The organism is Paenibacillus sp. CMM36 (assembly GCF_053570945.1).
In genome coordinates this window covers 301,857-326,624 of record NZ_JBSEDY010000004.1, presented here as the reverse complement: position 1 = coordinate 326,624, position 24,768 = coordinate 301,857, and the positions used below count along the sequence as shown (strand labels likewise).

The window sequence follows — 24,768 nt, the reverse complement described above, 5'->3', positions numbered from 1 at the left end:
AACAGATGATTGAAAAGGGGTTTTGAAGGATGAAAGGATTTTTGAGTATGATCGGGGTACTTCTAGTGTTTGGTGTAGGCTTCTCACCATTCTTGGCTAATTACTTATGGGATGATCCGTTTTTGATTATGGATGCCCCATGGTTCAGGCCGTTAATTTATACAGGCTTTGCGCTTATATTTCTACCTGGTATTATAGGTGCGTTTTTCGGAGGGGGTAAAGTCAAGAAGGGTGCTCCTGGGGTAGGGATCATTACTAGTGTTCAGCAAACAGGGACTTATGTAAACAATCAGCCGCAGGTAAAACTTGGGTTGACCGTAACCAAACAGGGAGAAGACAAATATGATACTGCTTTGACGACGATTATTCCTTTAACTTCCATGGCTCAATTTCAGCCAGGCTCGATCATTCCACTCGTAATATCGGAGAAAGACAAAAAGAAAGTAGGACTTGACCTGAAAGGGCAGGTGTCGCAGATGGATTTGCAAGCGTTAATGAATGAGCAAATGGTCAAGCAGGGCGTATCGCCCGAGCTGATGGAAATTGCCAAAACCGGTGAGCAGGCATATGCAAAGGTGCTGGATGTTACACCCATGGGTGAAGCGGGATCCGATAAAATTAAGCTTCAATTTACGCTGAGTGTAACGAAAAGCAACGGCGATACCTTTAATGTAACCACGCAAAAGGATGTTTTTTCTTCCCAACTATCCAAGCTGCAGCAAGGAAGCATTATAAAGGTCATTTATTCACCTCAAGATCCTTCGAAATTGGTCTTTAAAACACAAGTGAGTGAAGCCGAGGTACAGCAAGCATTTGGTTCTTCTCGATCATAAAAAAGTTTTTTATGATACCTGTTTCAGATACAGCCTATAGGTGTATTATAATAGTATCCCGACACCAGGAGGTTGATAACGATGGATAACCAAAGTAGATCCGAACTGGCGAATAGGGATGGCCTGTCACGGCCGAGAGGCTTAAATAGACAGGTTGTCGGAAACAACTATGAAATGGGCTATGATCAGGACAAAAGTCCACCACATCTAGGGAGACCCTGATCACAACAAGGCGAGGACAGACACTTTGGGATCACACAGCACATTGGAACTGAGGTAGGACATTCTTGGATACCAAGACTAGAGACCTTAAGGAAAGAAGTGATGCGGGATGGATAAAGTGGAGTTTCCGAGCAAGCGTAGAGTAATCAGGCGAGGCTGACATGAATTTCAAATGAACATGAAATGTGGTTCGTTGAAGACAGATGGAAGCAACATCGCAACAGTGTAATCGAACCCGTGATCTAATTGCAGTATTGAAAGTATAGGGGCGAAGCCCCAGGACCGTCTTCCTCACTAGCTTGGGCTGGGGAGGAAGACGGTCCTTTTCACGTTCGAGGCTACTTTTGAGAAAGTTGCTCGACTGTTTCTCGGAAGGTATCAATAAAAGCTTCGGCAGCTTTAGACAAATAGCGTCCGTTCCGGTAAGCAATCGCTAGGGTGCGGCTGGGAGTAGGTTCGGCGAGTGGCAGCAATGCTGGAACAAACTCGCTACTGGCGGCCCGTGCGATAAAACGTGGGACGAGTGTCACGCCCATACCTGTCGCTACGAGCGATTGAAGGGTCTCCATATTAGTGCTTTCAAACACCACATTGGGTTCAAAGCCTGCTTGATGACATAGATCCATCGTCAGCTTGCGAAAGCCTTGCCCTTTTTTCAGGACGACAAAAGGCTCGTCTTTCAGTTCTTCCATATGCACTGGCAGCGGCTGGGTACCATTTTTACGCAGGGCTAGGGGATGACCCGGAGGAACAGCGAGATCAATCCATTCTTCACCGATGGGTACATAAGAAAGTGTAGGTTCTACTAAGGGAAGAGAGAGCAGGCTGAGATCTGTATCGCCACTTGCCGTTTTTTTCTCCAGATTCATGGATGAATCTTCGACTAACACGATTTCAATGTCTGGATGAGCCCTCTTGAATACAGGCAGCACATGCGGCAGCAAATGGGAGCCTGTGATAGGCATACTGCCAACGACGACCTTCCCTTTTCGCAGCTGAGAAATATCGTCCATTTCCTGCCGGAGCTGCTCGACTGCATCAACTATTTTTTTTGCCTTTTCTACAAAGCTTGCTCCTGCATGTGTTAATTCCACCGTGCTGGTGTTGCGTTGAAATAAAAGTACCCCAAGTTCTTTTTCAAGTTTGGACAATTGTTGGCTCAAAGAAGGCTGAGCAATATGCAGTTTTTCTGCTGCGCGTGAGAAGTTTTTTTCCGCTGCAATTTGCAGGGTGTACTGAAGCTGTCTGAATTCCATCGAATTTCATGCTCCTTATCTTATAAACTTTTCCTATTACATCATAGACTGATTATACAATAATAAAATTAAATGCCCAGTCCTGACGAATCTCATGTGTCACAAGTATTATATAGATGAAGCGTTTTGTCACAAATATCGTCTTTTAATATAGATAATGAATTCCTTTAACATTCTCCTGATAAAACATAATTAATCTTAGTTCTGGTTGTACAAAAAAGATCTGGGAGGAAAATGAATGCTAAAATGTTGGGGGCTACATACGAAAAAATCGGTGGCTGCACTCGTAGCGACGATGATGCTAGCAGTAAGCGGTGGGACGGCGATGGCAGTCGAAAAGGACACGTCGATTAAAAACGTAATTATTTTGATTCCAGACGGTATGGCTAATGACGCCACTGCACTGGCTAGATGGTACAAAGGATCCTCCTTAACGTTAGACAGCATGGCAAGCGGCATGGTGCGTACGCATTCTGCGGATGCTCCAATTGCCGATTCTGCTCCAGCGGGTACTGCTTTTGCCACAGGACATAAATCTCATACTGGGTATGTAGGTGTCCTTCCTGATGAAGCGACAATGCCTGGACAACAACCCATTGCAGGGGGTGACGCCAAAAAACCTGTAGCTTCCATTCTTGAGGCTTCCAAGCTGGCAGGAAAATCGACCGGAATTATTGCGACTTCCGAGATTATGCATGCGACACCAGCTGATTTTACCGCACATTATCCTGATCGTAAAAATTATGATGCACTCAGCATGCAGCAAGCCTACAACGGGGTTGACGTAGTGTTAGGTGGAGGCGGCAAGTTTTTGGAGGCAGCAGGGCGTAAAGATGGCCAAGATTTGGTAGCCCAAATTAAAGACCAGGGTTATGACTTTGTTACGACACCTGAAGGGTTGAAAAAATCGACCTCCAGCAAGCTCTGGGGCAGCTTTTCTCCCGAAGCCCTTGCGTATAACCTGGATCGCGATGCATCCAAGGAACCTAGTCTGGCGGAAATGACATCGAAAGCCATTGATGTGTTGTCCAAAAACGATAAAGGCTTCTTCTTAATGGTAGAAGGCAGTAAAGTGGATTGGGCCGCCCATGCAAATGATCCAACCGGAATTATTAGTGACGTGCTTTCATTTGACGATGCGGTGAAAGTGGCTGTGGATTACGCCAAACAAAACCAAAATACTGTCGTCGTAGCAGTGACAGACCACGGAAACGGTGGATTGACGATTGGTAGCAGCGATACAACTAGCAATTATGACAAAACGCCTTTAGCTTCTTTTATAGACCCGCTGAAAAAAGCGAAGCTGACGGGTGAAGGCTTGGAAGCCAAGCTGAATGCAGATCGCAGCAATATTAAAGAGGTGCTTTCCACGTATTTTGGCATCACCGATTTGACAGACGAAGAAGTGAAAACCATTAAAGATGCCAAAGAAGGCAGCATGAACTATGCTGTCGGACCGATCATTAGCAAACGTGCGAATATTGGCTGGACTACAGGCGGACATACAGGAGGCGATGTCGTGTTGTACACGTACGCGCCGAACGGAGACCGTCCATCCGGTGTAATCGACAATACGGATGTAAATAAGTATATGACACGTGTACTTGGACTGGACTTGGATACAGTCAGCAAGCAGCTTTTTGTTCCTGCAAAAGCCGCTTTTGAAGCTAAAGGAGCCAAGTTTACTGCGGATACGAAAGTCATTACAGTGACCAAAGGCAGTAACAAGCTGGAGCTTCCGGTATACAAAAATATTGCTATGCTGAATGGTAAAAATACCACGCTCAACGGTGTAGTTGTATTTAACGGTGTTGATTATTTTGTACCCCAGCAGGCAATTGATTTGATTCAGTAATATGCAGAATCATCGACAAGGGCTGTTTCTTCCATTAGAGGAAGAGACAGCTTTTTTGTGTGTTGAGCTAAATGTGTATTTTTTGAGGCGGAAGTTGAAGAAGGTTTTTATAAAATGGGATTTTTTGTGAAACTAGTCACGTTACATCTTCTTCGATATTGCTAGAATAATACATGTACGGTACAAGCCGCTGATGATGCGAAGTCCGGATGGACGAGGGAAGAAGGGATGAGTCACGGACGAATTATTACTGCGTCTGGCTGACGGCAAGGAATGGACGCATACGGAAATGATGGAGTTGCTGACACGTTTGGATGATGAGCCGACGCTACGGGCTCAACTGAGGCACCTGGCAGCTCGCACCAAATTGGAGCGCTATGGCAAAGGTGTTTTTTTACGGGGATTAATTGAATTCTCCAGTATATGTCGTCAGGACTGCATGTACTGTGGGCTGCGTGCTTCGAATAAACAGGCAGATCGTTACCGTTTGCAGCCGGAAGAAATTCTGGCCTGTTGTGCGGAGGGCTATGAACTCGGCTATCGGACCTTTGTGCTGCAAAGTGGGGAAGATTACTGGTTTACAGCAGCCCGGCTGACGAAATTGATTCGAGAAATTAAAAGCCGTTTCGCGGATGTGGCAGTCACACTGTCCATCGGTGAACGAGATGATGAAACTTATGAGCAATTATACGAGGCGGGCGCGGACCGTTTTTTGCTGCGGCATGAGACAGCTTCCCCCCGTTTGTACGCCAAGCTGCATCCGACGATGACGATGGAAAGCAGGCGCAGCCGTCTGCTGGCTTTGCAACGAATCGGCTTTCAGATCGGGGCCGGATGTATGGTGGGGTTACCAGGACAAACAAATAGTGAATTAGCAGACGATTTGGTCTATCTGCATAGCCTGTCACCAGATATGATCGGGATTGGTCCTTTTTTACCGCATAGCAACACGCCGCTTCGGGATGCCAGTCAGGGGAGCATGGAAAAAGCTCTCGATATTATTTCGTTATCCCGACTGGTTGTTCCAGATGCACTTATTCCGGCGTCCACGGCAATGGGAACGATTCATCCCCAAGGCAGGGAGAAGGCGCTTCAGGCAGGGGCAAATGTGGTGATGCCCAATTTGTCGCCACTGGCGGTGAGGCCTAAGTATGCGATTTATGAGAATAAAATATGTTTGGGAGATGAGTCTGCCCAATGTCGTCATTGCCTGGAACTGCGGATTCGTGGAGCGGGATTTGAAGTCGATATGGGGCGCGGTGATAGTTTGAGGGTGCAACGACAACTTATGAGATAGGAAACTTTGTGAGGCTATGACGGAAACATTGCAGTAACCATAAATAAGGAGATGGGTATACGTGAGTGGAGTACGGGAGAAAGTATCGGCGGATTTTATTAATGAAGCAGAGATTATGGCAGCAGTGGAGCAGGGGAAACAAGAGGCAACAGATCGACACCGTATTTTAGAAATTTTAGAAAAGGGGAGAGCCTGCCGGGGACTGAGTGCGAGTGAAGCGGCGGCTCTTTTACATGTGGATGATCCTGAATTATTGGAAGAGATGTTCAAATCTTCGAGGGCAGTCAAAGAGCAAATTTATGGCAACCGGATTGTGTTGTTCGCCCCTTTATATGTAAGCAACCACTGCGTGAATAACTGCGAATATTGTGGTTATAAACATACCAATGACAGCTTTACTCGTAGCCGTCTGACACCGGAGGAATTGGTGGAGGAGGTTAGAGTGCTTCAAGAACTGGGACACAAGCGACTCGTGCTGGAAGCGGGAGAAGACCCAGTTCATTGTCCCATTGACTATATCGTCGATTGTCTGCGCCAGATCTATGAGGTCAAGGTGGATAACGGCAGCATTCGGCGGATCAATGTGAATATTGCATCCACAACCGAAGAGGACTATCGGAAGCTGGCAGAGGTGGGCATTGGAACGTATATTTTATTTCAGGAAACGTATCATCGTGAAAGCTATCGTAAATTCCACCTGCAGGGACCAAAGCGGGACTTTGATTGGCACACTACGGCAATGGACAGAGCCATGCGTGCGGGTATAGATGATGTGGGGATCGGTGTGTTGTACGGTCTGTATGATTTTCGCTATGAGACCGTAGCGATGCTGAAACATGCCGAGCACTTGGAAGAAGCCTTTGGCTGTGGCCCTCATACGGTTTCAGTTCCACGATTGCGTCCGGCTGAAAATGTAGATCTGGAGCGATATCCGTACCTGGTCAACGATGAGGATTTTATGAAAATTGTATCCGTTCTTCGACTGGCTGTCCCTTATGCTGGAATGATCCTGTCCACGCGCGAGGAGCCGGAATATAGGGACCGCGTCATTGGTCTAGGCGTGTCGCAGATTAGTGCAGGTTCAGCTACAGGCGTAGGGGCATATGCAAAACAGGAAACTGATGATAAGCCTCAATTTGAGGTGGGGGATCATCGCTCACCATCGGAAATTATTAAAAGTCTGTGCCGTGGCGGATATATGCCGAGCTACTGCACAGCTTGCTACCGTGAGGGGCGAACTGGAGATCGTTTCATGGAGCTTGCCAAATCAGGACAAATTCATAATGTATGCCAGCCGAATTCGCTGCTGACCTTCCAAGAATATCTGCTGGATTATGGGGATGAGGAGGCACGTGAACTGGGAGCTGCCGCTCTGCGAGAAAATCTGGAGCGTATACCACGTGAATCGACGCGCCGTTTGACGCTTGACAGACTTGAACGACTGGAAGCAGGCGAACGCGATTTGTATTTTTAGCAATTTATATTATTCGTAGTATCATTTCACGCTATGAAATCTCATGATTTATAATGAACTTGAAAATAAAAAGCAGTCGCGTTGAAATCAGCGCGACTGCTTTTGTGTGTCTGGAAAAAAATATGAATACCGAGATGAGGACTTTTAGGAATAACTGCCGGCCTCTACAGCTTGCTCCCATGCCAGCATAGCAGATGGGAAGCATTCAATAGCACGGGGAAAGACCCCCTGTACATAAGCGATGAAAACACCATAGTTCACAATCGGCACGCCGGCAGCTTTCGTTTCCGACATTCGATGAAGCATCGTACGCCGATTGAGCATGCATGCACCGCAATGAATAACCAGTGCATATTCGCTCAGATCATCAGGGAAGCTGGAGCCGGATGCATGCTCGATGATGAGACGTTTGCCTATCGTTTGGCGGAGCCAGCGGGGAATTTTCACTCGACCAATATCGTCAGATTGGCATTGGTGAGTGCAGGCTTCGGCAATAAGTACACGGTCTCCATCTTTGAGGCGATCAATGGCTCTTGCACCTCGTACCAGTTCGTCCAGATCGCCTTTATGACGGGCAAACAGGATGGAAAAAGAGGTGAGAGGCACATCTTTGGGCGTGTCAGCCGCTACTTTCATAAAAACCTGTGAATCGGTAATGACCAAGCGAGGCTTGCGTCCCAATCTCTCCAGTGTCAATCGTAGTTCATGTTCTTTGGTCACTACGGCGATGGCATCACTCTCTAGTGTATCGCGGATTGTTTGCTGTTGTGGCAGGATCAATCGGCCTTTTGGTGCAGCTTTGTCAATGGGAACGACCAGCACAACAACATCGCCGGGTGACAACAGGTCACCGACGATACGAAAACGATCCTCGTTTTGGGGGAGTGTATTCGTGATAGCCTTTTTCAGTTCCGTGTCTCCCCGGAGCAAAGATGCACTGAAAGGAATCAAGGTGAGATCCAGTTCAGTTGCCAGTTTTGTAGCCGTTTTATCTGATTCTGTAAGGGTATCTATCTTATTCAATACCCCAATAACAGGAATCTTTTTGATACGGAGCTTTTCGAGTAGCTCATGCTCGAATAATCCGACTCCAACGGTGGCGTCGATAACGAGAAGAGCCAAGTCTGTACTATTAAGTATTTCTAGCGTTTTGTTGCGGCGCAGCTCTCCGATCTCACCCTCATCGTCCAGTCCGGCGGTATCCACCAAAACAATGGGACCCGCTGGGAGCAGCTCCATCGGTTTGAAAACGGGGTCCGTGGTCGTTCCTCCTACAGGAGATACCACAGCGACGGGCTGACCAGTCAGGGTGTTCAGAATGCTGGATTTGCCTGCGTTACGGCGACCAAGCAGGACGATATGTGGTCGGTTGCTACGAGGGGTATCATTCATTCCCATGGTGAGTTCCTTCTTCCTGCCCCGGAATTCCGGGCTTGGTTACTGTATAGGGATGGCATAATTGGTCAATCCGCGAACGGGTCAGTAGGCCGCGATCTTCTGCAATATCCTCTGGTGTGCGACCTTGCACAATGGCCGTCGATGCAATGGAGGCAGCCTCATCATAGCCAAGCTCCGCGACCAGCGCAGAAGCCATCACGGCTGAGTTACGTAGATTTGTAATACAGCGTTCTTCACGCACGATCAGGCCACGCACACATCGTTCTTCGAATAGTCGAACCGCTCTGTTCAGAATATGTAGCGATTCCAGCAACGATTCGGCAATCAGCGGCAGGAATGCGTTTAGCTCCAACTGACCCGAGGCAGCGGCCATAGTGATAGCCGCATCTTCGGCTATCACACGCATGGCTGTTAGTCCTGCCATTTCAGCTATTACCGGATTGACCTTGCCAGGCATAATAGAGGATCCGGCCTGAACTGGAGGCAGCGTGTATTCGCCAATACCACCGAAAGGACCAGAGGCCAGTAGGCGAAAATCGCCAGATATTTTGTACAGATTCACGGCGGCTGCTTTGAGTAGACCGGACACCTCCACAAAGACATCCATATTTTGAATCGGATCCATCGGGTGGTCGCTGCGACTCAGTCCAAAGCCGGTCTCATCCGCCAGTTTTTCGACCATCCGATAGCTGTAAGCGCGGGGCGCGTTCATACCTGTGCCAATCGCCGTGCCTCCAATAGGGATTTCCCGCAGCCGCTCTTCGGCCTTATAGAGACGCCAGCGGTCGCGCGCTATAGCCTTTGCATAGGCACCAAAGCCCTGCCCGGCCATCATGGGCAGGGCATCTATTAGCTGAGTGCGGCCTAGCTTGAGTAGGTCGGCATATTCTGTTTCTTTGTGTTGTAAAGCATCCTGTAACGAAGACATTGTGTCACATAAAGGCCGAAGCAGCCGTATCGCTGCAATTCGTAGCGCTGTGGGATAGACATCATTCGTAGACTGACAGCAGTTCACATCATCCAGCGGATGTACAATTTCATACTGCCCTGGTCTGCCTCCTAGCTGTACGATGGCCAAATTAGCAATGACCTCATTTACATTCATATGGGTACTGGTGCCTGCGCCGCCTTGCATAGCATCCACGGTAAACATATGTTGGTGTCTCCCGGCGAGTATTTCATCACAAGCATATACAATGGCAGAGGCCCGTTGGACAGGAAGCCGTTTCTGCTCACCATTCACTTGAGCGGCTACTTTTTTTACCAACACAAGAGCGTGGATCAGGTTTTGGTTCACAGGCCTGCCACTGACCGCAAAATTGTTCATCGCGCGTGCGGTGTGAATACCGTAAAAGGCGTCTGCGGGAATTTCCATCTCTCCTAACGCATCCCGCTCGGTTCGCGTATTTGTAGGTAGAGGGAAACCTTCAGTCATAGACCTGTTGCCGGAATGCGTGTCATATGCAGCAGCTGACGTGCACTTGCAGCGCGTTTTTCCTCAACCCGGGCATGAACCAGATCTGGCTCGACCAGCTTGAGGGCTTGTGTTGGACATTTACCAATGCAGGCCGGTCCGCCGTCCACACCTTCGCACAAATCACATTTGCTGGCAATCATGCGTTCTTTGGGTTGCAAACGGCCTGACATATTGGTGTACAGTCCGTCTTGAACGACAGGCTGCCCGTTTCGATACTCGGGTACCATGGTAATCGCGCCGTAAGGGCAGGCGATCATGCAGGTTTTACAGCCAATGCAGCTTTCACTGTTAATGAGAATGCAGCCATCTGCGTTCGTAATGGAGCCGTTCGGACAAGCGTTAGCGCATGGGGCATCCTCACAGTGACGACACTGAACGGGTGCAGTGACTCCAAATGATTTAATAACCTTCAGACGAGGGTGAAAATGAAACTCATCATCTGGTGAGATAAAAGGGTTCTCCGCTGAATGTGCGATGACACATGCGATTTCACAGGTACGACATCCGATACACTGGTCGGGATCAGCTAAAACAAAACGGTTCATACAATTCGACTCCTCTCTAACTAACGACAAATATAATGTATACAGCATAAAAAACTTAACGTATTAATGAATGGAGTAATCCGTATCCCCATTGATAGAAATAGTGCTACTGCGGCTTTGCTTGCCAGGCCCCCGTTGTTGGAAGGTAGTGTGCAGAAGATGATGCGACACATGACCCAGCGGCTCACCTAGAAATTCATCATAAAGTTTAATGATGTGAGGGTTCTCATGCGATTTTCGTACCTGGCGTGCAGCATCATGTCCATAGATGGAGGATTTACGTGCCCGATAAGCTTCAATTCGTTGCTTTTCTAACATGATCTTGGGTTGTCCCCCTCCACTGATACATCCGGCAGGGCAGCCCATCACCTCAATAAAATGATAATCACATTCGCCCGCCTGGACACGATCCAGTAGCTGATAGGCATGCTGTAGCCCGGCGACGACCGCTACCTTGAGCTGTAGCTTGCCTACCTGAACCTCAGCTACTCGAATGCCTTCCTCACCACGTACAAAATCGAGTTGGAGCTTCGGCAGTTTTTCATTCGTCAGCAGCTCGTAACCTGTACGGATGGCAGCTTCCATGACTCCTCCAGTGACTCCAAAAATGGAGCCTGCACCGGAATATTGCCCTAACGGTGAATCGAATTCTTCATCAGGCAGGTTTGCAAAATCAATTCCGCTCTGCTTGATCCAGTATGCAAGTTCACGCGTGGTCAGTACCTCATCTACATCACGGTAACCGTCAGATTCCATTTCGGGACGATCACATTCAAATTGTTTACAAGTACATGGCATGATGGCAACGCTGTATATATTCGCAGGTTCCACTTCATCCAGTTGTGCGCCATAAGATTTGATAAGCGCTCCTAACATTTGCATCGGAGATTTGCAGCTGGATAGATGGTCTAGCAGATCGGGATATTCGATCTCGGCAAATCGGACCCATGCTGGACAGCAGGATGTGAACATAGGCAAGGGACCGCCTTCGGTCACGCGACGAATCAATTCCGTGCCTTCCTCCATGATGGTCACGTCAGCTCCAAAGTTGGTGTCATATACCCGGTCGAAACCAAGGCGGCGCAAAGCAGCAGCCATTTTCCCAGGCGTCAAGGTGCCGAACGGCATTCCGAATTCCTCCGCGAGTGAAACACGAATGGCCGGAGCACATTGGACGATCCGAAACTGTCCAGGTTTGGTCATCATATCGCTTACCTTATTCAAGTTGTAGCTATAGTAGGCAGCGAATAGCGGCTCTCTGATGTCGGCAGGCATATCGCGTTCTTGTATACGTTCCAGTCGTCTAGCGGCGCCTTCCTGTGGAGATGAACCTGCCCAGTCGGATGCGTATACGCTGCATATTTGTACACATTGACCGCAAATAACACATCGGTCTGCATTAACGGTTTGCGGTTCTCCAGGCAGTCCCTCTATGGCATCTACTGGACAAACCCCAGCACAGCGTCTGCATCCCGTGCAGAGCGTTGGGTCAATATGAATGACAGGGTCTGTGCAATCAGTCGTCTTCATACAAGGAGGTGAAGAGATCTTGTCTATTGTGGTTGACATGTTTTTCTACCTTTCTGCGGCTGATTTTGACCTTACAGGCGTGGGAAAAAGACTTCCCGCCGAGGCTCTGGAGGCGAGTCGGATATACCCTTGGCCAGCCGTAGGACATGATTCGGGCAGGCATCTACACATGCAGGCTGTCCGTTCTCTGTTTCCGCACACAGATCGCATTTGCTTGCCGCGGTGCGGGGAAGGGCCACTCGATTTGCCCGGTGAGTCAGGCCGGACTGCGTCACAAGGTGTCCGGCCCGGTAGACCGGAGACACCTCAATTGCCCCGAAGGGGCAGGCCAAAACACAGGAAGTACAGCCGATACATCGATCCTCATCTATCATGACGACTCCGTCCTCCTGACGAATGGCCTGCACCGGACAGGCATGTGCGCAGGGGGCATTTTCGCAATGCCGGCATTGCACCGGCACATACGTATCCCCTGTACGAACAACATACACCTTGGGTACGACAGGAACGCTGACGGTTCCGACCGAAGCTCCTATACCGTTAGCCTGACTGTGAACGGCGAAGCACGCCAGTTCACAGGCTTTGCAGCCGATGCACTGCCCGGCGTCTGCGACTACAAAAGAAGAAGCAACAGCGCTTGTTCTACCGGCTGCTCCCATTCTACTCATCGAAGCTGACCGGGTATCAGTCGGACGGTGCATCATATTCCCTGTGCCGCTCATCTTGTCACCTTATCAGCCAAAACAGCTTCCTGGACGTTCATCTGTTTGCGAATCTGTTGGTACGATTCATGTACATCACGTTCGGCCTGAGCTTGGTCGGCGATTCGTTCCAGGCGGATGGCACAGTATTTTAATTCCGGGGTTTTGGATACCGGATCGAGAAAATCAGCGGTCAGCTCGTTGCATGCTCCAACCCACCAGTGATAGGTCATGTAGGTCGCACCTTGTTGCACACGGTCACTGATTTGTGCCCGAGCCATGATGCGTCCCCGGCGGGAGGATATGGCAACAATTTCACCATCCAGAATATTCAGATCTGCTCCGTCTTCCGGGCTAATCTGAATAAAGCCAGGCTCATCAGACAATTGGCGCAGCGCACGGCAATTGCCAGTCATGGTACGAACGGAGTAGTGGCCTACCTCACGGACTGTAGACAAGACAAGCGGGTATTTTGCATCCGGTTGTTCTTGTGGCGGACGCCATTCGCAGGCGAATAATCTGCCTTTGCCACTAGGTGTCGAAAATTGATTTCCTTTATACAAATACGGTGTACCTGGATGATCCTCAGTAGGGCAGGGCCATTGCACGCCGCCTTGCTGCTCCATTTTTTGGTAGCTGGCACCGGAGAATAATGGGCAGAGGCTACGCATTTCATCCCAAATTTCCTCTGTGTTTGCATAGGACATAGGGTAGCCCATGGCGGTAGCAACCTCGCTAATAATAGCCCAGTCTGGCTTTACATCACCCTGTGGCTCGACGGCCTTTCGGATGCGCTGAAAGCCCCGATCTGCCGAAGAATATACACCGTCATGCTCGCCCCAAGCAGTAGAAGGGAGGATGACATCGGCATGCAGCGCTGTTTTGTTCATGAAAATATCCTGGACCACGACAAATTCCAATTGGTCTAGGGCTTCACGCAACTCGGCGGCGTTCGGATCACTTTGTACAGGGTCTTCGCCGAAAATGTAATAAGCTTTCAGCTTGTTCTCCTTCAGGATGAGGTGTGGTACCTCCGTAAGTGGATATCCTTTTTTACGCGGCAGCTCAACACCCCATGCTTTTTCAAACTTTTTGCGAACCGTGGTGTCTGTTACATCCTGATAGCCAGGATACACATTCGGTAAAGCACCCATGTCACAGGAACCCTGTACATTGTTTTGTCCCCGTACTGGTCCGATACCCACATTCGGCTTGCCCAGATTTCCGGTCAACAGTGCAAGGGAAGCGAGCCCCTTTACTACGTCAACGGCCTGTGAAAATTGGCATACGCCCATTCCGTACAAAATGGTAGCGGTAGGGGCCTTTGCATATTCCCTCATAGCCGCCCGGATATCGGCCGCCTTGACCCCCGTAATGCCTTCCGCATATTCGGGAGTATATTTTTTAATGCTGTCTACATATTCGGCAAAGCCTTCTGTGTTTGCTTCCACATATCGTTTGTCGTACAGTCCTTCATGCACAAGTACATGACCAAAAGCGTTCACCAAAGCCATGTTCGAACCGCCCTTTAAGGGTAGCCACATATTCGAGATACGAGCTGTTTCGGTCATGCGCGGATCGCATACAATAATTTTGGCGCCTCTTTGCTTGGCAGCTACAATGCGTCTTGCGACGATCGGATGTGTTTCGGGTGCATTATATCCAAATACGAAAATGAGATCAGAGTGTTCAATTTCAGGAATAGAGTTGGACATAGCTCCATCTCCGAGCGAGTAAGTCAAACCTGCCACAGAAGGGCCATGGCATACACGAGCGCAATGGTCAATATTGTTCGTGCCAATGACCGCCCGCATGAACTTTTGCATGACATAATTGGCCTCATTTCCCGGACCACGTGCGGAGCCCGTTCCCATAATGGAGTCGGGTCCGTATTTTTCCTTAATTGCTGACAGCCGTTCGGCAGTATATTGAATGGCTTCCTTCCACTCCACTTCCTCCATAACTCCATTTTTGCGAATCATGGGCTTGCGCAAGCGTGCAGTCAGAATTTGCGGGTCATTCAGAAAATCCCATCCGTAGTGTCCTTTTAGACACAACGTTCCTTCATTCGTACGACCACCAGCCGGCTCTGCGCCAATTACCTGTCCTTTTTCCACCAGCAAATGAAGCTGACAACCGCTCCCGCAGTAGGGACATACGGTCAATACCTTGTCTGCCATAAGTGCAGCACCTCTTTTATATGAAATAGATGAAACTCGAAACATAAAAAAAGCCAATACAAAAATGCCGCTTTACGCTGCATCCTGTACTGGCTTATCCGCGAGCGAGGAGACAAGGCTCCTTCCCGCTAATCCAACCGGTGTATGTGTTGTAGTTCTAGAGTAATGATAATGTGTCCGTCTCCATGGACGGAGGGGCAGACCTCCCAAGTATAAGTGAAGGGACTGCCGAGTGTTTTTTCGGCTTCGTTCATAAACTCCTTTTCCAGATAGGGACGAAGGACGTCCCAATATTCTCTGACCTTGTCCTCAGCCCCTTCATGAACGAGGATTTCGGACAGATTAGACAATGTACCTCGAATTTCTACCGTAATCCGGAGCGGCGAATCCAGTGAAACCTTGACGTTGTCCGGTCCTTTTCCCCGGTAGTGTTTGACAATACATACGGCCAACTTCCTGATGCGCTCACGGTATTCCAATTCGGTATTCAACATCTGGACACTCCGCTTCGAATCAAAATAAAGGCGTACTTGCCGCGCATGCCAGACAGCCTGTGTAACTAGTTTAGAACAAGACGTAACCGTCCCGACCAAAGTGGTCTGCCCAGCACGGCGTATCACTCTTCTATGGTAGAACAGGTTGGCCCGGAAAGATGTGAAATTCATTACACTGAACCAAAATTTTACATGGATTAGCCCCCTCTTGAAGCAGCTTTACCTCTATGGTTTGTATGATGCTTCTCGTTCTATCGCATTGCTTGTACAGTTCTAATACAAAAGCAGTAGATGAATTTATTATTATTACATTGAACGAAAATGCTAGTCGAACACCAGAAGATATAGATATGTTATCCAAAATGGGTGATATCGTACGTGATTCTGCAACTACCATGATATGTGTGGGATTGGAAGTGGTATTCGTGAACATCATCTTCAGGTTATGCGAATTCCGGAAGATTAGTTGCTAAGAGGAATACTGGGTACGCTAAATCATCAATCCAACGCTAATTTGTCTGTACACAAACCAACAGATCCTAAGCAGATCGCCCAAGTCATTGTCTGTTACAAACACCCGACGAACAGCGTTGGTTTCCAAGTCGAGACCCATAATAAAGTGGCAGCAAAGCAATTTATCGCACTGTACAATCGCTTTCATCATGGGGTAAAGTGCGGGTTCAAGATGTAGAATCTATGCGAAATTCAGTTGTAGAAGGGCAACTTAAAGGTCGCCAAATGAAGAAATTACTGCAACGTGTGGCTGAACATAAAGCCGCAAGTCAAGCCATGTATAAATAAAGAGAAGAGGTCCGTGCTAGAATGCATGGGCCTCTTCAAACCTTTAATAATTGATTTTATAAAACTTTACTGTTTAACCAGAACGGATAAATCGCCTTCAAAAACTTGCTCCTCTTTGTGGTTGAAAGTCGACAGCATTACAGTAACGAGTCCTGTTCCATTCCTCATCTCTTTTACTCCAATCACTTCAACGATGGTGTACAATTCGTCGCCTGGATATACTGGCTTAATAAATTTAATATTATTCATAGCAGTTCCAGCAATAACCTCATCACCGTAACTCCCTGTTTCAACCCAAAGCTTAAAAGAAACAGCTAATGTTTGAATTCCTGAAGCGATAATTCCATTAAACCTGCCTTTTAATGCTTTCTCTTCATCTAAATGCATATATTGCGGGTCAAACTCCCTTGCAAATCTGGTAATATCCTCTTGAGTTAATTTTAAAGACTTGGTTTTAAATACTTGTCCGATATAAAATTCATGAAACCGCATTATTACACCTCTTGATTAAATTATTTGCTTATTTATAGAGTAGCATAATATCACCAATCAAGTTCAACTGTCCGTTAGCTTAATGACGTATTGTCCGTCTACAAATTTATATTCACTGAACAATATTTCCCTTTAAAACTCGTAGCGTTATAGCAGCAAATTAATTTAAGATACAAGTATGAAAAGCCTCTGATAATTCAGGGGCTTATTTTGCGTCTTGAGGAGGTGACGAAATACATGGCAAAGATAAAATCCACATTGGATATACAACTGGATCTAACCAGATCGATTCAAGAATTGACTGAGGTTATTTCTGCTGTAATTGCTTCACAGCCAGCACGCCGGAAAGAAATTCTTATAGGTTTGGATATTGCGGTAGGAAATGCATTAGCAGAGATACAGGCCCAAGAGGAAAAGAATCAAAAAGCAAATGATGATAGCTCAGGAAAAGTTTCCTGAACGGAGAGACGGGGGAAGAAGGTTGGATAAGTGGGAGTTTTTAAGTTCTGTACTGCTTTAGGAAGCAGCGCTGTGACGTATTTTTATGGTGGGTGGTCGGGAGTATTGGGGGTGTTACTTGCTCTGGTCATTATTGATTATGTGACCGGCTTATTTGCCACTGCCGTAGAAGGTAAGAAGGGTACCGGACCAGGTTTAAAAAGCAAGACTGGTCTTATCGGTATAGCTCGAAAGGTATTTATTTTTGCAATGGTAGCAGTATCCCATCTAATTGATGGAGTCTTAGGCGATTCGCACCTATTCCGAGATGCGGTCGCCTATTTTTATATGGCAAATGAGCTACGGTCCATTTTGGAGAATGGTGGCAGACTCGGCGTTCCTATCCCGCCTGTGATCCGACAGGCCGTAGAAGTTTTAAAAAGTAAAAGTGGTAAGGAAGGAGAGAAAGAGGATGCAACGACGAAACAGCCGTAATGCCCAAGGAATAGACGTATCCTGTTATCAAGGAAAGATTGATTGGAAGGCGGTTAAAGCCGACGGTATTTCATTTGCCTACATTAAAGCAAGTCAGGGGCAACGTTATGTTGACCCAACATTCATTACAAATGCAAAAGAAGCCAAGAAAGCAGGCGTGTTGTTGGGGGCCTATCATTTTTTAGATGCCACCAGTGTTGACACAGCGAAAGCGGAAGCACGGCATTTTGCTGATGTGTTGGATCAGGTTGGAGGAGCCAAAGCGCTGGAGCTTCCTGCGGTGATGGACTACGAAAACAATCCTGGCAAGCTCTCCAAAACACTTATTAGTGCTGTAGCATTAGCCTTTCTTTTGGAATTGGAGCGCCTGACAGGACGAAAGCCAATCATTTACACGGGTAATGCCTTTGCCGCCAATTTTAACGCCTCATTGGGCGATGGATAGCCCGGATAGTGACACTCGCGTCCCAAGCGACACAGTGACATGGAAACGTTGGGATATTTGGCAATACAGCGACAGCGGCAAGGTAGCTGGGATAAAAGGGAACGTGGACATGAATGAGTTTGACGGTACAGCGGACGAGCTGTGTAAGCGATTCGGCGCTGTTGTCCCTGCACAAGAGACAGAATCCGTTACACCCGGCATATTCCGTGTCAATGGCAAAGAAGCGGGGAGAGCACTTCTACATGGCTCCAGAACTTATGTACCGTTGCGGTCTTTGGCAGATGCCTTGGGCTTATCTTATCACTGGGACAACACCCGTAAGGAAGCGTATTTAAACAGAGCCAAGCTGCAAACTGTCCAACTTGTAGACGATACGGCTTATGTGCAACTCAAGCCAATTGCAGAAGCTTACGGGCAGTAGTGTCCTGGGATTCAAAAAATAAAATCGCATCGTTGAAAACGAAAGGGGAAAAGTAATCATGCAATCAATTATCGAAACTGTGCAACCTTACGTAAATACCATCGCCACAGCCGCTGTGGGTGTGCTTACAGCGTTTGTTTTAGGAGGTCTGAACAAAACTCAAAACTAAGGTTAACGTGTGGCTAGAAGCGCGTACTACGGCGGCACAGAGGGAAATAATCCATAAAATTGCTGGGGAGGGCTTTGCTTTTGCTCAAACAGCATTTAAAGAAGCTGGAGGAGAACGTAAGCTTCAGGAGGCTTTGCAGTATGCTTCACTTACTCTTTCCAGTCAAGGTATCGTAGTATCCCAAGTAGAGTTAAAATCCGCGATTGAGAAGGCATATCTGGAGTATAAGGCCAAAACAAAAGTGGCACTCGCTACTGACGCACAGCCAAACGAGGAGGCAACACGGGCAGCAGCTAAGGAAGCTGTATCGGGTCTTGCCGCGAAGCTTAATGATTTTTTGGCTCAGGCTACAGCAGAGGTATCATCCGGTCAGGTTCAGACAGCAACTGAGTCTATTCAAGAACCAACAGAATCAGTACAAGCGCCTGCTACGGAGCAAGACTAATACGGCTATAGTTACAAAGTAAACACTAAACAGATAAGGAAAGCCGGAAAGATAGCGTAAACTTGCTTCTTTCCGGCTTTTTGGCATAGTTCAACAGAATGATTACTTGTTCAGCAGTATGAAGTTATTGATAAAACCCTCTTCTTGTATGAAAATGGGGGTTTGAATTTTCGATGTGAAATCATAATAATATACGCCGCGTCTTTCTGCCTGATTTTTCTGAGAAGTGCTGCCCAAATAATAGACCCCCTTGCCATCCGGGGACATATAGACAAATTGGCGGGATAAAAAGGGTAACTTTATTTTGGTACGTTTACCTGTTGCAATATCAACCAGACTATACTCGGGATTGCCGTGATTAATGAAACGAGTGGTTATGAGGAGCAGCTTATCATTACTGCTGGACATTGAAGTTATTTTCTCTTTTTTTAGTGTGACGATAGAACGCTCTTGCTTGGTAACGTTATTGATTTCTGTAACCTTGTTGTCCGGGGGGACCATAATGGTCTGTGTTCGGTCTGAGATGTCACCTTGTTTATCTCGCTCCCTCTCCGAATACTGTGAATTGTAAATTGTATTTTTTTCTGAATTATAGGCTATAGACCAAGTGATATTATCTTGGTTTTCATCATGCATAAATTTCATGGCGTGCGTTGTTTTATTGTAGAAAATAGTTTTAAGTATACGTTCTCCTTTTTTGACCGCAACCAGAACGAGTGGGCCATCTGGAGTAGTTGGTACGATACGATTGATGGCAAACAAATTATCGGTAAGCTGTTCGATTTTTTTGGTATTCAAGTCATACGAAAATAATTGGTCTCCCTTATCACCAACATCGGCAGAGTAATAAATTTTGTGATCAGGCAAGGACACTACAGAAAGCGGGTATTGAGAGGTATAAGGAACATCGGCCAGCTTGGTCAATTTTTTGCTGTTTAAGTCGTATGTCATAACTCGCATAACCATGCCTTGATCTGTGTTCTTCCCATTCACATACTCTGTATAAGTCATGGATAGATACTGGCCTTTCCCGGCCGACACTACTTTTTCATTTGATTGGGCCTTTTTGGGTACAGATGATTCTGCTGGTGGGGTAAAAGAGGGAGAGCAGGATGACAATAAAGCTGGCACGAGCAGGGAAAGTATAAAGAATCTAAAAAATTTGTAGCTGCTTGTTCTCAACACGAAGCATCCTTTCTGAGATAAGTGATGAATCAAACTGAAGATGATAACGAAAAGGGAAAGGATAGGACGCGAGATCCTATCCTTTTTTGGTGCAAAGATATTAAAAATCATAGGAATATCTTGCTGAAAATGAGACGTACGAATGCCATTCTAAACCTAGATCCTCTACACCCGTTTTCCAAATATCAATGACTGCATCTGGAAGACTCCCATTATCAGCTTTATAAAAATTAGCTACGATATCATTATCATAATTTCTTACCCGAATTTTTGTCCCAAACTCGGGATTATCAATGGCTCCTTTTGTTGCACAGTCACCTCTTTGAAGTCTATTGGAATTTTCTCCATACGTGTCTGTGAAGTTTGTTCCTCTCCCTGTGCCTCGAACATAGCCATCAGATGTTCCGCTAATTTTAATTTCATTATCATGATTTCCATATGTATATGCCCCAGGTGGTTTGCGTGTACCGCGTGGTAATGCTTGAAGCGAAACATTATTAGTAGTAATCGCATTTTCTTTTTGATCAGGCAAGATAATATCTTTGATGTAACCTTCGCCGTCATAAATAACTTTTAAACCAGGCTGAGGGTCAGGGTTATCAATATGATATACCGGCAGTGATTTGGTTGCTTCATCGATTTCTTTATCCTGTTGTTTTTCTTTTTCTAGCTCAGCCTGTTGTTCAGCAGTAAGTGGGGCAATAGCAGCTTTAGATTTTTGCTGTTCAGGTACTGGAGTTCCTTTTTCCAATACAACCATGTTATTGTTCTCATCATATTGGATGATGGTACCCGCTAACATGCGGTCAGGGATTTTATCTCCTTTTTCGGCATGAGAGATTGCCGGGCTGACGACTCCCAAAGAAATGAGTAGCGTTGCAGCCAGAAAAGCTTGTGGAAGAAATTTTACTTTCATACAAAGTACCTCCTTGAAAAATTTGTAAATACAAAGCCAGCGTAAAGGAATCTACTAATATTGTAAACCTTTTTATGGCAGATATGAATATATTTAATATTTTTTAAGATGGGTATAGGCTGCGGAGAGTGTTCTTTACGTCATTTCATGCCACCGATTATGCCGAAGTTCTTTAATAAAATGCAAAAGAAATAAAGGTTATTGACAACTGTTAAATTATGGACAACAATAGAATGCAATAATATAAAAGTTTTGGAATTTCTGTATGAAGGGTGGATATGACATGAAGCATACACCTACGATTAGAGCAGAATTAGACGGATATTTAAAACAAGAAGGTTTGAGTCTATCGCAATTTGGGCAAGTTGCAGGCATGAATAGGGGGGCGCTAAGTGCCATTGTGACAGGAAACAAGCCTATGTCTGTTAACCAGCTTGATCTAATTACTGAGGCGATGGGTTTACCGGAAGGCCACTTTTACGACTTATTTATAGAAAACTACATCATCGACACGCCCCCGAATATGAGACGAATCGAGCCATTTTTGTATCGTTGTGCGGAGTTGGACAAGTTGGATGCGATCCGTCGAGTGGTAGGAGCCATCATGGACAATCTACTTTATTCGCCCAAACTGTTTGACATTGCAGAAACCCTATTCGCTCAAGGACGCCATGCTGCGGCGCTGCTGCTCTATGAGAGCGTAGCAGAAGCAGAGAAGTACCAACATTCTGAACGTCTGGCAGTCTGTCAATATCGAATATTTACGATTCAAATTGGAGATGATCAAAGTCGGAATATGAAGGCAGCTATACTGTTTGAGCCTTATGTCGAGCGTTTGGATGAAATAGACCAGCTTGACGCATTGAAGGATTTGGCAAACGTATATAGGTCATTACGTAAATGGGACAAGGTAGACGAAATGGCAAGGCAAATGAGAGCTAAAGCGGAAATCCAGTACAGTTTACAACACCAAGAAAAACGAAAGTTTCTAGATGATGAAAAGAGAACAAGAGGGCCGTTATTTGGATACATTGCTTATGCTGACCTGTTGTGTGCTAGTGTTTGTGAAGCTCAAGGCGATTATCAACAAGCTCTACAATATACATACGCCTATGCGGATTTAGACTGGGTTAAAGAGGATGACGAGGACACAAAACACTGGGTAAACCTGTTCAGTCACTGGGCGGTAGGAAATACTTACGTATATAAGCTGTTGTCAGGAGAAATAAGCCTGCTGAACGATTATGTTGAATATATTGCTACAACATCAGCCGCTAACGAGAATGAAAAGCTTTCAAAACTGCTGAATGTTATAATCGCAGCAAACCAGTTTAGCATAGATGTAGACGATATACTCAAACGATTTGAAACGCTAATTGCGACTTTTTCACAACAACCATCATCAGATGATATGTATACCCGACAAGTGATACCGGATTATATCGCGTGGTTTGGTTACGAGTTAGGTTTTTATTATTTATACCGAGGGAAGTACATTGATGGCTTTAAATATTTGATGAATGCAATGGTAAAGTCACATATAATAAATAATGAAACTTACTTTATAAACTGTATGGGGTTGTTTGTTCGTTTTCAAGCCCATGCAGTTCCTGAAACTAAAGCTGAGTATTTCAATTTTATTGAAAGGGTGTGGGAAAACAATGTTCAAAAAAATGGTACTTTTAGTCATCGCGGCTAGCTTTTTGTTTATTGTTACTATGCCGGACCAAGCCTTTAACCACCACCATAGTATTCAGCCTAACGTTACCATTGGAGGATTTTAAAGAAAAAGCTCTGCTAACCTTATGGTTGGCAGAGCTTTCTTCAGTGTAGGAATTACCACACGATTTACTCGAATACTATTTCTGAAGTGATCAGCATGAACTATACATATAGAGTGTCAAAGTCGGATATAGAACTTTTTGCAGATGCGTTAGGCCAGGTAAGAGTATATGTAGTACAGCCGTTGAGCAATGAGTTGATAACGGTCGTTGACTACGGCGGAGTAGTGGAAAAGTTTTCGCCTGATGCAATTAAGATTAACGAGTCGTATTTCTTTCGTAAGCAGTTTGAATTTAGAGTAGATCTTAAAGAACCTACCAAATTGTAATCGGTAGCCTTAAAGGTAGACCATAACAAAAAAATAGGAGAGGAAAAGGATGAAGAAAAAAATATTTCTGTTCTCGATTTTATCTTTAGCTATAGCAACTACGGTAGGTGCTGCTTCAGCTTCACCAAGTATAACTAGCAAAAACACCATAATTAATCAAAGATCGGGGGGAAGCGCAACTGTAAAAGAATCCTTTAGTGTCCCTAAAGGATGGGGTCATGTTAAACTTCGTATGAAGAATCACTCTGATCATCCAGTAAAGGTAAGTTTAACTCACAGCGGTTCAAACAAACTATATATTGAAGGATTAGTAATCGCTCCTCACGACACAGTGACTTGGAAATCTACTGACCAAGGTTTCAGCGACGGTTTGCGTTCTGGAGACTACATACTTCAGTGGAGAGGCAGCGACTATAAAGTTAATGGGGAAACATGGGGGGTAGCTGATTCACAGCCTGGAAATCTCTAAGTTATCCTAGCTATACAACTGTCCTTCTAGCCGTTTGGTGAGGAGGGCTTCTTTCCAGTTAGTAATATTTTTTTGTGTATCGAGAATGACCCGTGAAACACCGTCCGACCCTTCGAACATCCAATCTTTTGGCGATTCGGTTAAACTAGATCTACGTGGAGCCAACACATATTTGTTGACAACTACAGGACTTTCAAATTCATAAGCAATCCAGCGTGGATACTTCGCCACGCCTCATAATATAGTATTGAGAAGATTTAATATAATTCCAAGTAATAACAGGGGAGTAGGATCGATCTTGGGTAAGTCATCAGTTAGATAAATATGCAAATATTTAGATTGTATTTATAGATTGGCAGGTTTATGTTTAGACACATTTCGAGGAATATACTTCCAAATATATACAGTAAAATAATGAAGCCTCTGTCACTCCACAAGGAGGAGGTCAAACTGACCCTGAGCAACTCTCAGGTAATCGCGCAATCATGGTATTGACCATGACTACCGGTTTGGACAAGGAATTTGACTTAAGCATGAAAGAGGTCAATGACTTTATCGCTTGGTTGAGAGCAGACAGGCTGGTACTGGATTGACTAAGCATTTTTTGTTAAGAAGCCCTTCCTTTAATCAAGACCTCGCATAGCCTATGGAGTATAGTACCCTAAAATAAAGGAGGCGTTACGTGTGGGGGAAATGAAAAGAGACTACGCGGGAATCACCGGAAGAGTTTGGACGTCGATAGCTGCTGTCTTGGCACTGTTCATTTTGCTGGTAATCATCTTGAAATTAATTCATTTATAAAGATTCTTAAGCTCCACCAGCAGCCACATTAGCTCCTGAGGAATGTATAAGGTTCGCCGTTCGACCCGTCCCCGACCTTAAAGAAGTTGGTGAAACAACAACGTTTTGAAAACAACAGAATGACCTTCAGCCGCTTTTCCGGAGTGGGTAGGGGAATAACCCCTTAACGACGCCTGATCCACGCCGGAGCGGCTGAAATAAGTGGACTGTTTTTACTATTAAGAGCTGATAGAAATCAGTGCAAGGAACCGCCTATATTCACCTCATCTATTCTTATAGCCTTAACCTATCACTTCTATAGATATCATATCTTAGACCA

General features: G+C 46.0%; 24 protein-coding genes and 2 pseudogenes. 14 read left to right on the top strand and 12 right to left on the bottom strand.

The genetic code is table 11. The features are described from left to right. The first annotated feature begins 29 nt into the window (after positions 1-29). Both ACWA2B_RS11540 and ACWA2B_RS11535 read left to right on the top strand, forming a co-directional pair. Complete coding sequence (locus ACWA2B_RS11540; protein ID WP_449292232.1) at positions 30-833, top strand: hypothetical protein; 804 nt, start codon at positions 30-32, stop codon at positions 831-833. A gap of 81 nt (positions 834-914) precedes the next feature. Continuing rightward, on the top strand, positions 915-1,055 hold the full coding sequence (locus ACWA2B_RS11535) for a hypothetical protein (RefSeq protein WP_165082404.1): 141 nt from the start codon (positions 915-917) through the stop codon (positions 1,053-1,055). 338 nt (positions 1,056-1,393) lie between these two features. On the opposite strand, the gene ACWA2B_RS11530 is transcribed toward ACWA2B_RS11535, so the two are convergent. Next, positions 1,394-2,311: a LysR family transcriptional regulator gene (locus ACWA2B_RS11530; protein WP_029517394.1), complete on the bottom strand. Its 918-nt coding sequence runs from the start codon at positions 2,309-2,311 to the stop codon at positions 1,394-1,396. Positions 2,312-2,549: 238 nt separating this feature from the next. Between ACWA2B_RS11530 and ACWA2B_RS11525 the strand changes: the two genes are divergently transcribed. The 3 genes from ACWA2B_RS11525 (at position 2,550) to hydG (ending at position 6,937) form a co-directional block, all read left to right on the top strand. Then, on the top strand, positions 2,550-4,166 hold the full coding sequence (locus tag ACWA2B_RS11525; protein WP_209947405.1) for an alkaline phosphatase: 1,617 nt from the start codon (positions 2,550-2,552) through the stop codon (positions 4,164-4,166). Positions 4,167-4,422: 256 nt separating this feature from the next. Then, positions 4,423-5,463 carry a [FeFe] hydrogenase H-cluster radical SAM maturase HydE gene (gene hydE, locus ACWA2B_RS11520; RefSeq protein WP_274385934.1) on the top strand — a complete coding sequence of 347 codons (1,041 nt, stop codon included), beginning with the start codon at positions 4,423-4,425 and terminating at the stop codon, positions 5,461-5,463. 61 nt (positions 5,464-5,524) lie between these two features. Then, positions 5,525-6,937: a [FeFe] hydrogenase H-cluster radical SAM maturase HydG gene (hydG, locus tag ACWA2B_RS11515; RefSeq protein ID WP_013310651.1), complete on the top strand. Its 1,413-nt coding sequence runs from the start codon at positions 5,525-5,527 to the stop codon at positions 6,935-6,937. 144 nt (positions 6,938-7,081) lie between these two features. Here the strand turns inward: hydG and hydF are convergent, their stop codons facing one another. The 7 genes from hydF to ACWA2B_RS11480 all read right to left on the bottom strand — a co-directional run bounded on the left by hydF (position 7,082) and on the right by ACWA2B_RS11480 (position 15,433). Next, a complete protein-coding gene (hydF, locus tag ACWA2B_RS11510; protein ID WP_029517396.1) occupies positions 7,082-8,335 on the bottom strand; it encodes a [FeFe] hydrogenase H-cluster maturation GTPase HydF in 1,254 nt (417 codons plus the stop codon). Further along, the gene (locus ACWA2B_RS11505; RefSeq protein WP_341039490.1) at positions 8,322-9,770 is read right to left on the bottom strand and encodes an aspartate ammonia-lyase; all 1,449 of its coding nucleotides are present in this window, start codon (positions 9,768-9,770) and stop codon (positions 8,322-8,324) included. Before ACWA2B_RS11505 ends, hydF begins: the two co-directional genes overlap by 14 nt. Then, positions 9,767-10,357, bottom strand: coding sequence for a 4Fe-4S dicluster domain-containing protein (locus tag ACWA2B_RS11500; protein WP_013310648.1), 591 nt, complete (start codon positions 10,355-10,357; stop codon positions 9,767-9,769). Before ACWA2B_RS11500 ends, ACWA2B_RS11505 begins: the two co-directional genes overlap by 4 nt. A 63-nt stretch (positions 10,358-10,420) precedes the next feature. Continuing rightward, a complete protein-coding gene (locus tag ACWA2B_RS11495; RefSeq protein ID WP_449292231.1) occupies positions 10,421-11,926 on the bottom strand; it encodes a [FeFe] hydrogenase, group A in 1,506 nt (501 codons plus the stop codon). A 32-nt stretch (positions 11,927-11,958) separates the two neighbouring features. Further along, complete coding sequence (locus tag ACWA2B_RS11490) at positions 11,959-12,609, bottom strand: 4Fe-4S dicluster domain-containing protein (RefSeq protein WP_029517399.1); 651 nt, start codon at positions 12,607-12,609, stop codon at positions 11,959-11,961. Then, the gene (gene fdhF, locus ACWA2B_RS11485; protein WP_029517400.1) at positions 12,606-14,768 is read right to left on the bottom strand and encodes a formate dehydrogenase subunit alpha; all 2,163 of its coding nucleotides are present in this window, start codon (positions 14,766-14,768) and stop codon (positions 12,606-12,608) included. Before fdhF ends, ACWA2B_RS11490 begins: the two co-directional genes overlap by 4 nt. A 128-nt stretch (positions 14,769-14,896) precedes the next feature. After that, positions 14,897-15,433, bottom strand: a complete 537-nt coding sequence (locus ACWA2B_RS11480; protein ID WP_239645200.1) for a hypothetical protein — start codon at positions 15,431-15,433, stop codon at positions 14,897-14,899. A 295-nt stretch (positions 15,434-15,728) separates the two neighbouring features. Here ACWA2B_RS11480 and ACWA2B_RS11475 point away from each other — a divergent pair, with 295 nt between their 5' ends. Further along, positions 15,729-15,953 (top strand): hypothetical protein, encoded by a 225-nt coding sequence (locus ACWA2B_RS11475; RefSeq protein ID WP_141695494.1) that lies wholly within the window; start codon positions 15,729-15,731, stop codon positions 15,951-15,953. A gap of 176 nt (positions 15,954-16,129) precedes the next feature. On the opposite strand, the gene ACWA2B_RS11470 is transcribed toward ACWA2B_RS11475, so the two are convergent. Further along, positions 16,130-16,555 carry a MaoC family dehydratase gene (locus tag ACWA2B_RS11470; protein ID WP_029517401.1) on the bottom strand — a complete coding sequence of 142 codons (426 nt, stop codon included), beginning with the start codon at positions 16,553-16,555 and terminating at the stop codon, positions 16,130-16,132. Positions 16,556-16,792: 237 nt separating this feature from the next. Here ACWA2B_RS11470 and ACWA2B_RS11465 point away from each other — a divergent pair, with 237 nt between their 5' ends. The 4 genes and pseudogenes from ACWA2B_RS11465 (at position 16,793) to ACWA2B_RS11450 (ending at position 18,968) form a co-directional block, all read left to right on the top strand. Further along, on the top strand, positions 16,793-17,014 hold the full coding sequence (locus tag ACWA2B_RS11465) for a hypothetical protein (RefSeq protein WP_449292230.1): 222 nt from the start codon (positions 16,793-16,795) through the stop codon (positions 17,012-17,014). Between the two features lie 72 nt (positions 17,015-17,086). Then, entirely contained in the window at positions 17,087-17,488 is a 402-nt protein-coding gene (locus ACWA2B_RS11460) for a phage holin family protein (RefSeq protein WP_449292229.1), read from the top strand. Further along, positions 17,466-18,410, top strand: a pseudogene (locus ACWA2B_RS11455) (GH25 family lysozyme). The gene ACWA2B_RS11460 and the pseudogene ACWA2B_RS11455 overlap by 23 nt, the downstream one beginning before the upstream one ends. Positions 18,411-18,530: 120 nt before the next feature. Beyond that, positions 18,531-18,968 carry a phage holin, LLH family gene (locus ACWA2B_RS11450; protein ID WP_069010183.1) on the top strand — a complete coding sequence of 146 codons (438 nt, stop codon included), beginning with the start codon at positions 18,531-18,533 and terminating at the stop codon, positions 18,966-18,968. Positions 18,969-19,070: 102 nt separating this feature from the next. Here the strand turns inward: ACWA2B_RS11450 and ACWA2B_RS11445 are convergent, their stop codons facing one another. Both ACWA2B_RS11445 and ACWA2B_RS11440 read right to left on the bottom strand, forming a co-directional pair. Then, complete coding sequence (locus ACWA2B_RS11445) at positions 19,071-20,264, bottom strand: hypothetical protein (protein WP_449292228.1); 1,194 nt, start codon at positions 20,262-20,264, stop codon at positions 19,071-19,073. Then, the gene (locus tag ACWA2B_RS11440; protein ID WP_238437744.1) at positions 20,254-21,069 is read right to left on the bottom strand and encodes a hypothetical protein; all 816 of its coding nucleotides are present in this window, start codon (positions 21,067-21,069) and stop codon (positions 20,254-20,256) included. Before ACWA2B_RS11440 ends, ACWA2B_RS11445 begins: the two co-directional genes overlap by 11 nt. A 283-nt stretch (positions 21,070-21,352) precedes the next feature. Here ACWA2B_RS11440 and ACWA2B_RS11435 point away from each other — a divergent pair, with 283 nt between their 5' ends. The 3 genes from ACWA2B_RS11435 to ACWA2B_RS11425 all read left to right on the top strand — a co-directional run bounded on the left by ACWA2B_RS11435 (position 21,353) and on the right by ACWA2B_RS11425 (position 23,648). Further along, positions 21,353-22,768 (top strand): helix-turn-helix transcriptional regulator, encoded by a 1,416-nt coding sequence (locus ACWA2B_RS11435; protein WP_039271170.1) that lies wholly within the window; start codon positions 21,353-21,355, stop codon positions 22,766-22,768. 180 nt (positions 22,769-22,948) lie between these two features. After that, entirely contained in the window at positions 22,949-23,179 is a 231-nt protein-coding gene (locus ACWA2B_RS11430) for a hypothetical protein (RefSeq protein WP_029514980.1), read from the top strand. A 49-nt stretch (positions 23,180-23,228) separates the two neighbouring features. Next, positions 23,229-23,648 (top strand): hypothetical protein, encoded by a 420-nt coding sequence (locus tag ACWA2B_RS11425; RefSeq protein WP_449292227.1) that lies wholly within the window; start codon positions 23,229-23,231, stop codon positions 23,646-23,648. Between the two features lie 6 nt (positions 23,649-23,654). On the opposite strand, the gene ACWA2B_RS11420 is transcribed toward ACWA2B_RS11425, so the two are convergent. After that, entirely contained in the window at positions 23,655-23,879 is a 225-nt protein-coding gene (locus ACWA2B_RS11420; RefSeq protein ID WP_449292226.1) for a hypothetical protein, read from the bottom strand. A gap of 239 nt (positions 23,880-24,118) precedes the next feature. Between ACWA2B_RS11420 and ACWA2B_RS11415 the strand changes: the two are divergent. Then, positions 24,119-24,237, top strand: a pseudogene (locus tag ACWA2B_RS11415) (fibronectin type III domain-containing protein); the annotation flags it as partial. Positions 24,238-24,768 lie beyond the last annotated feature (531 nt).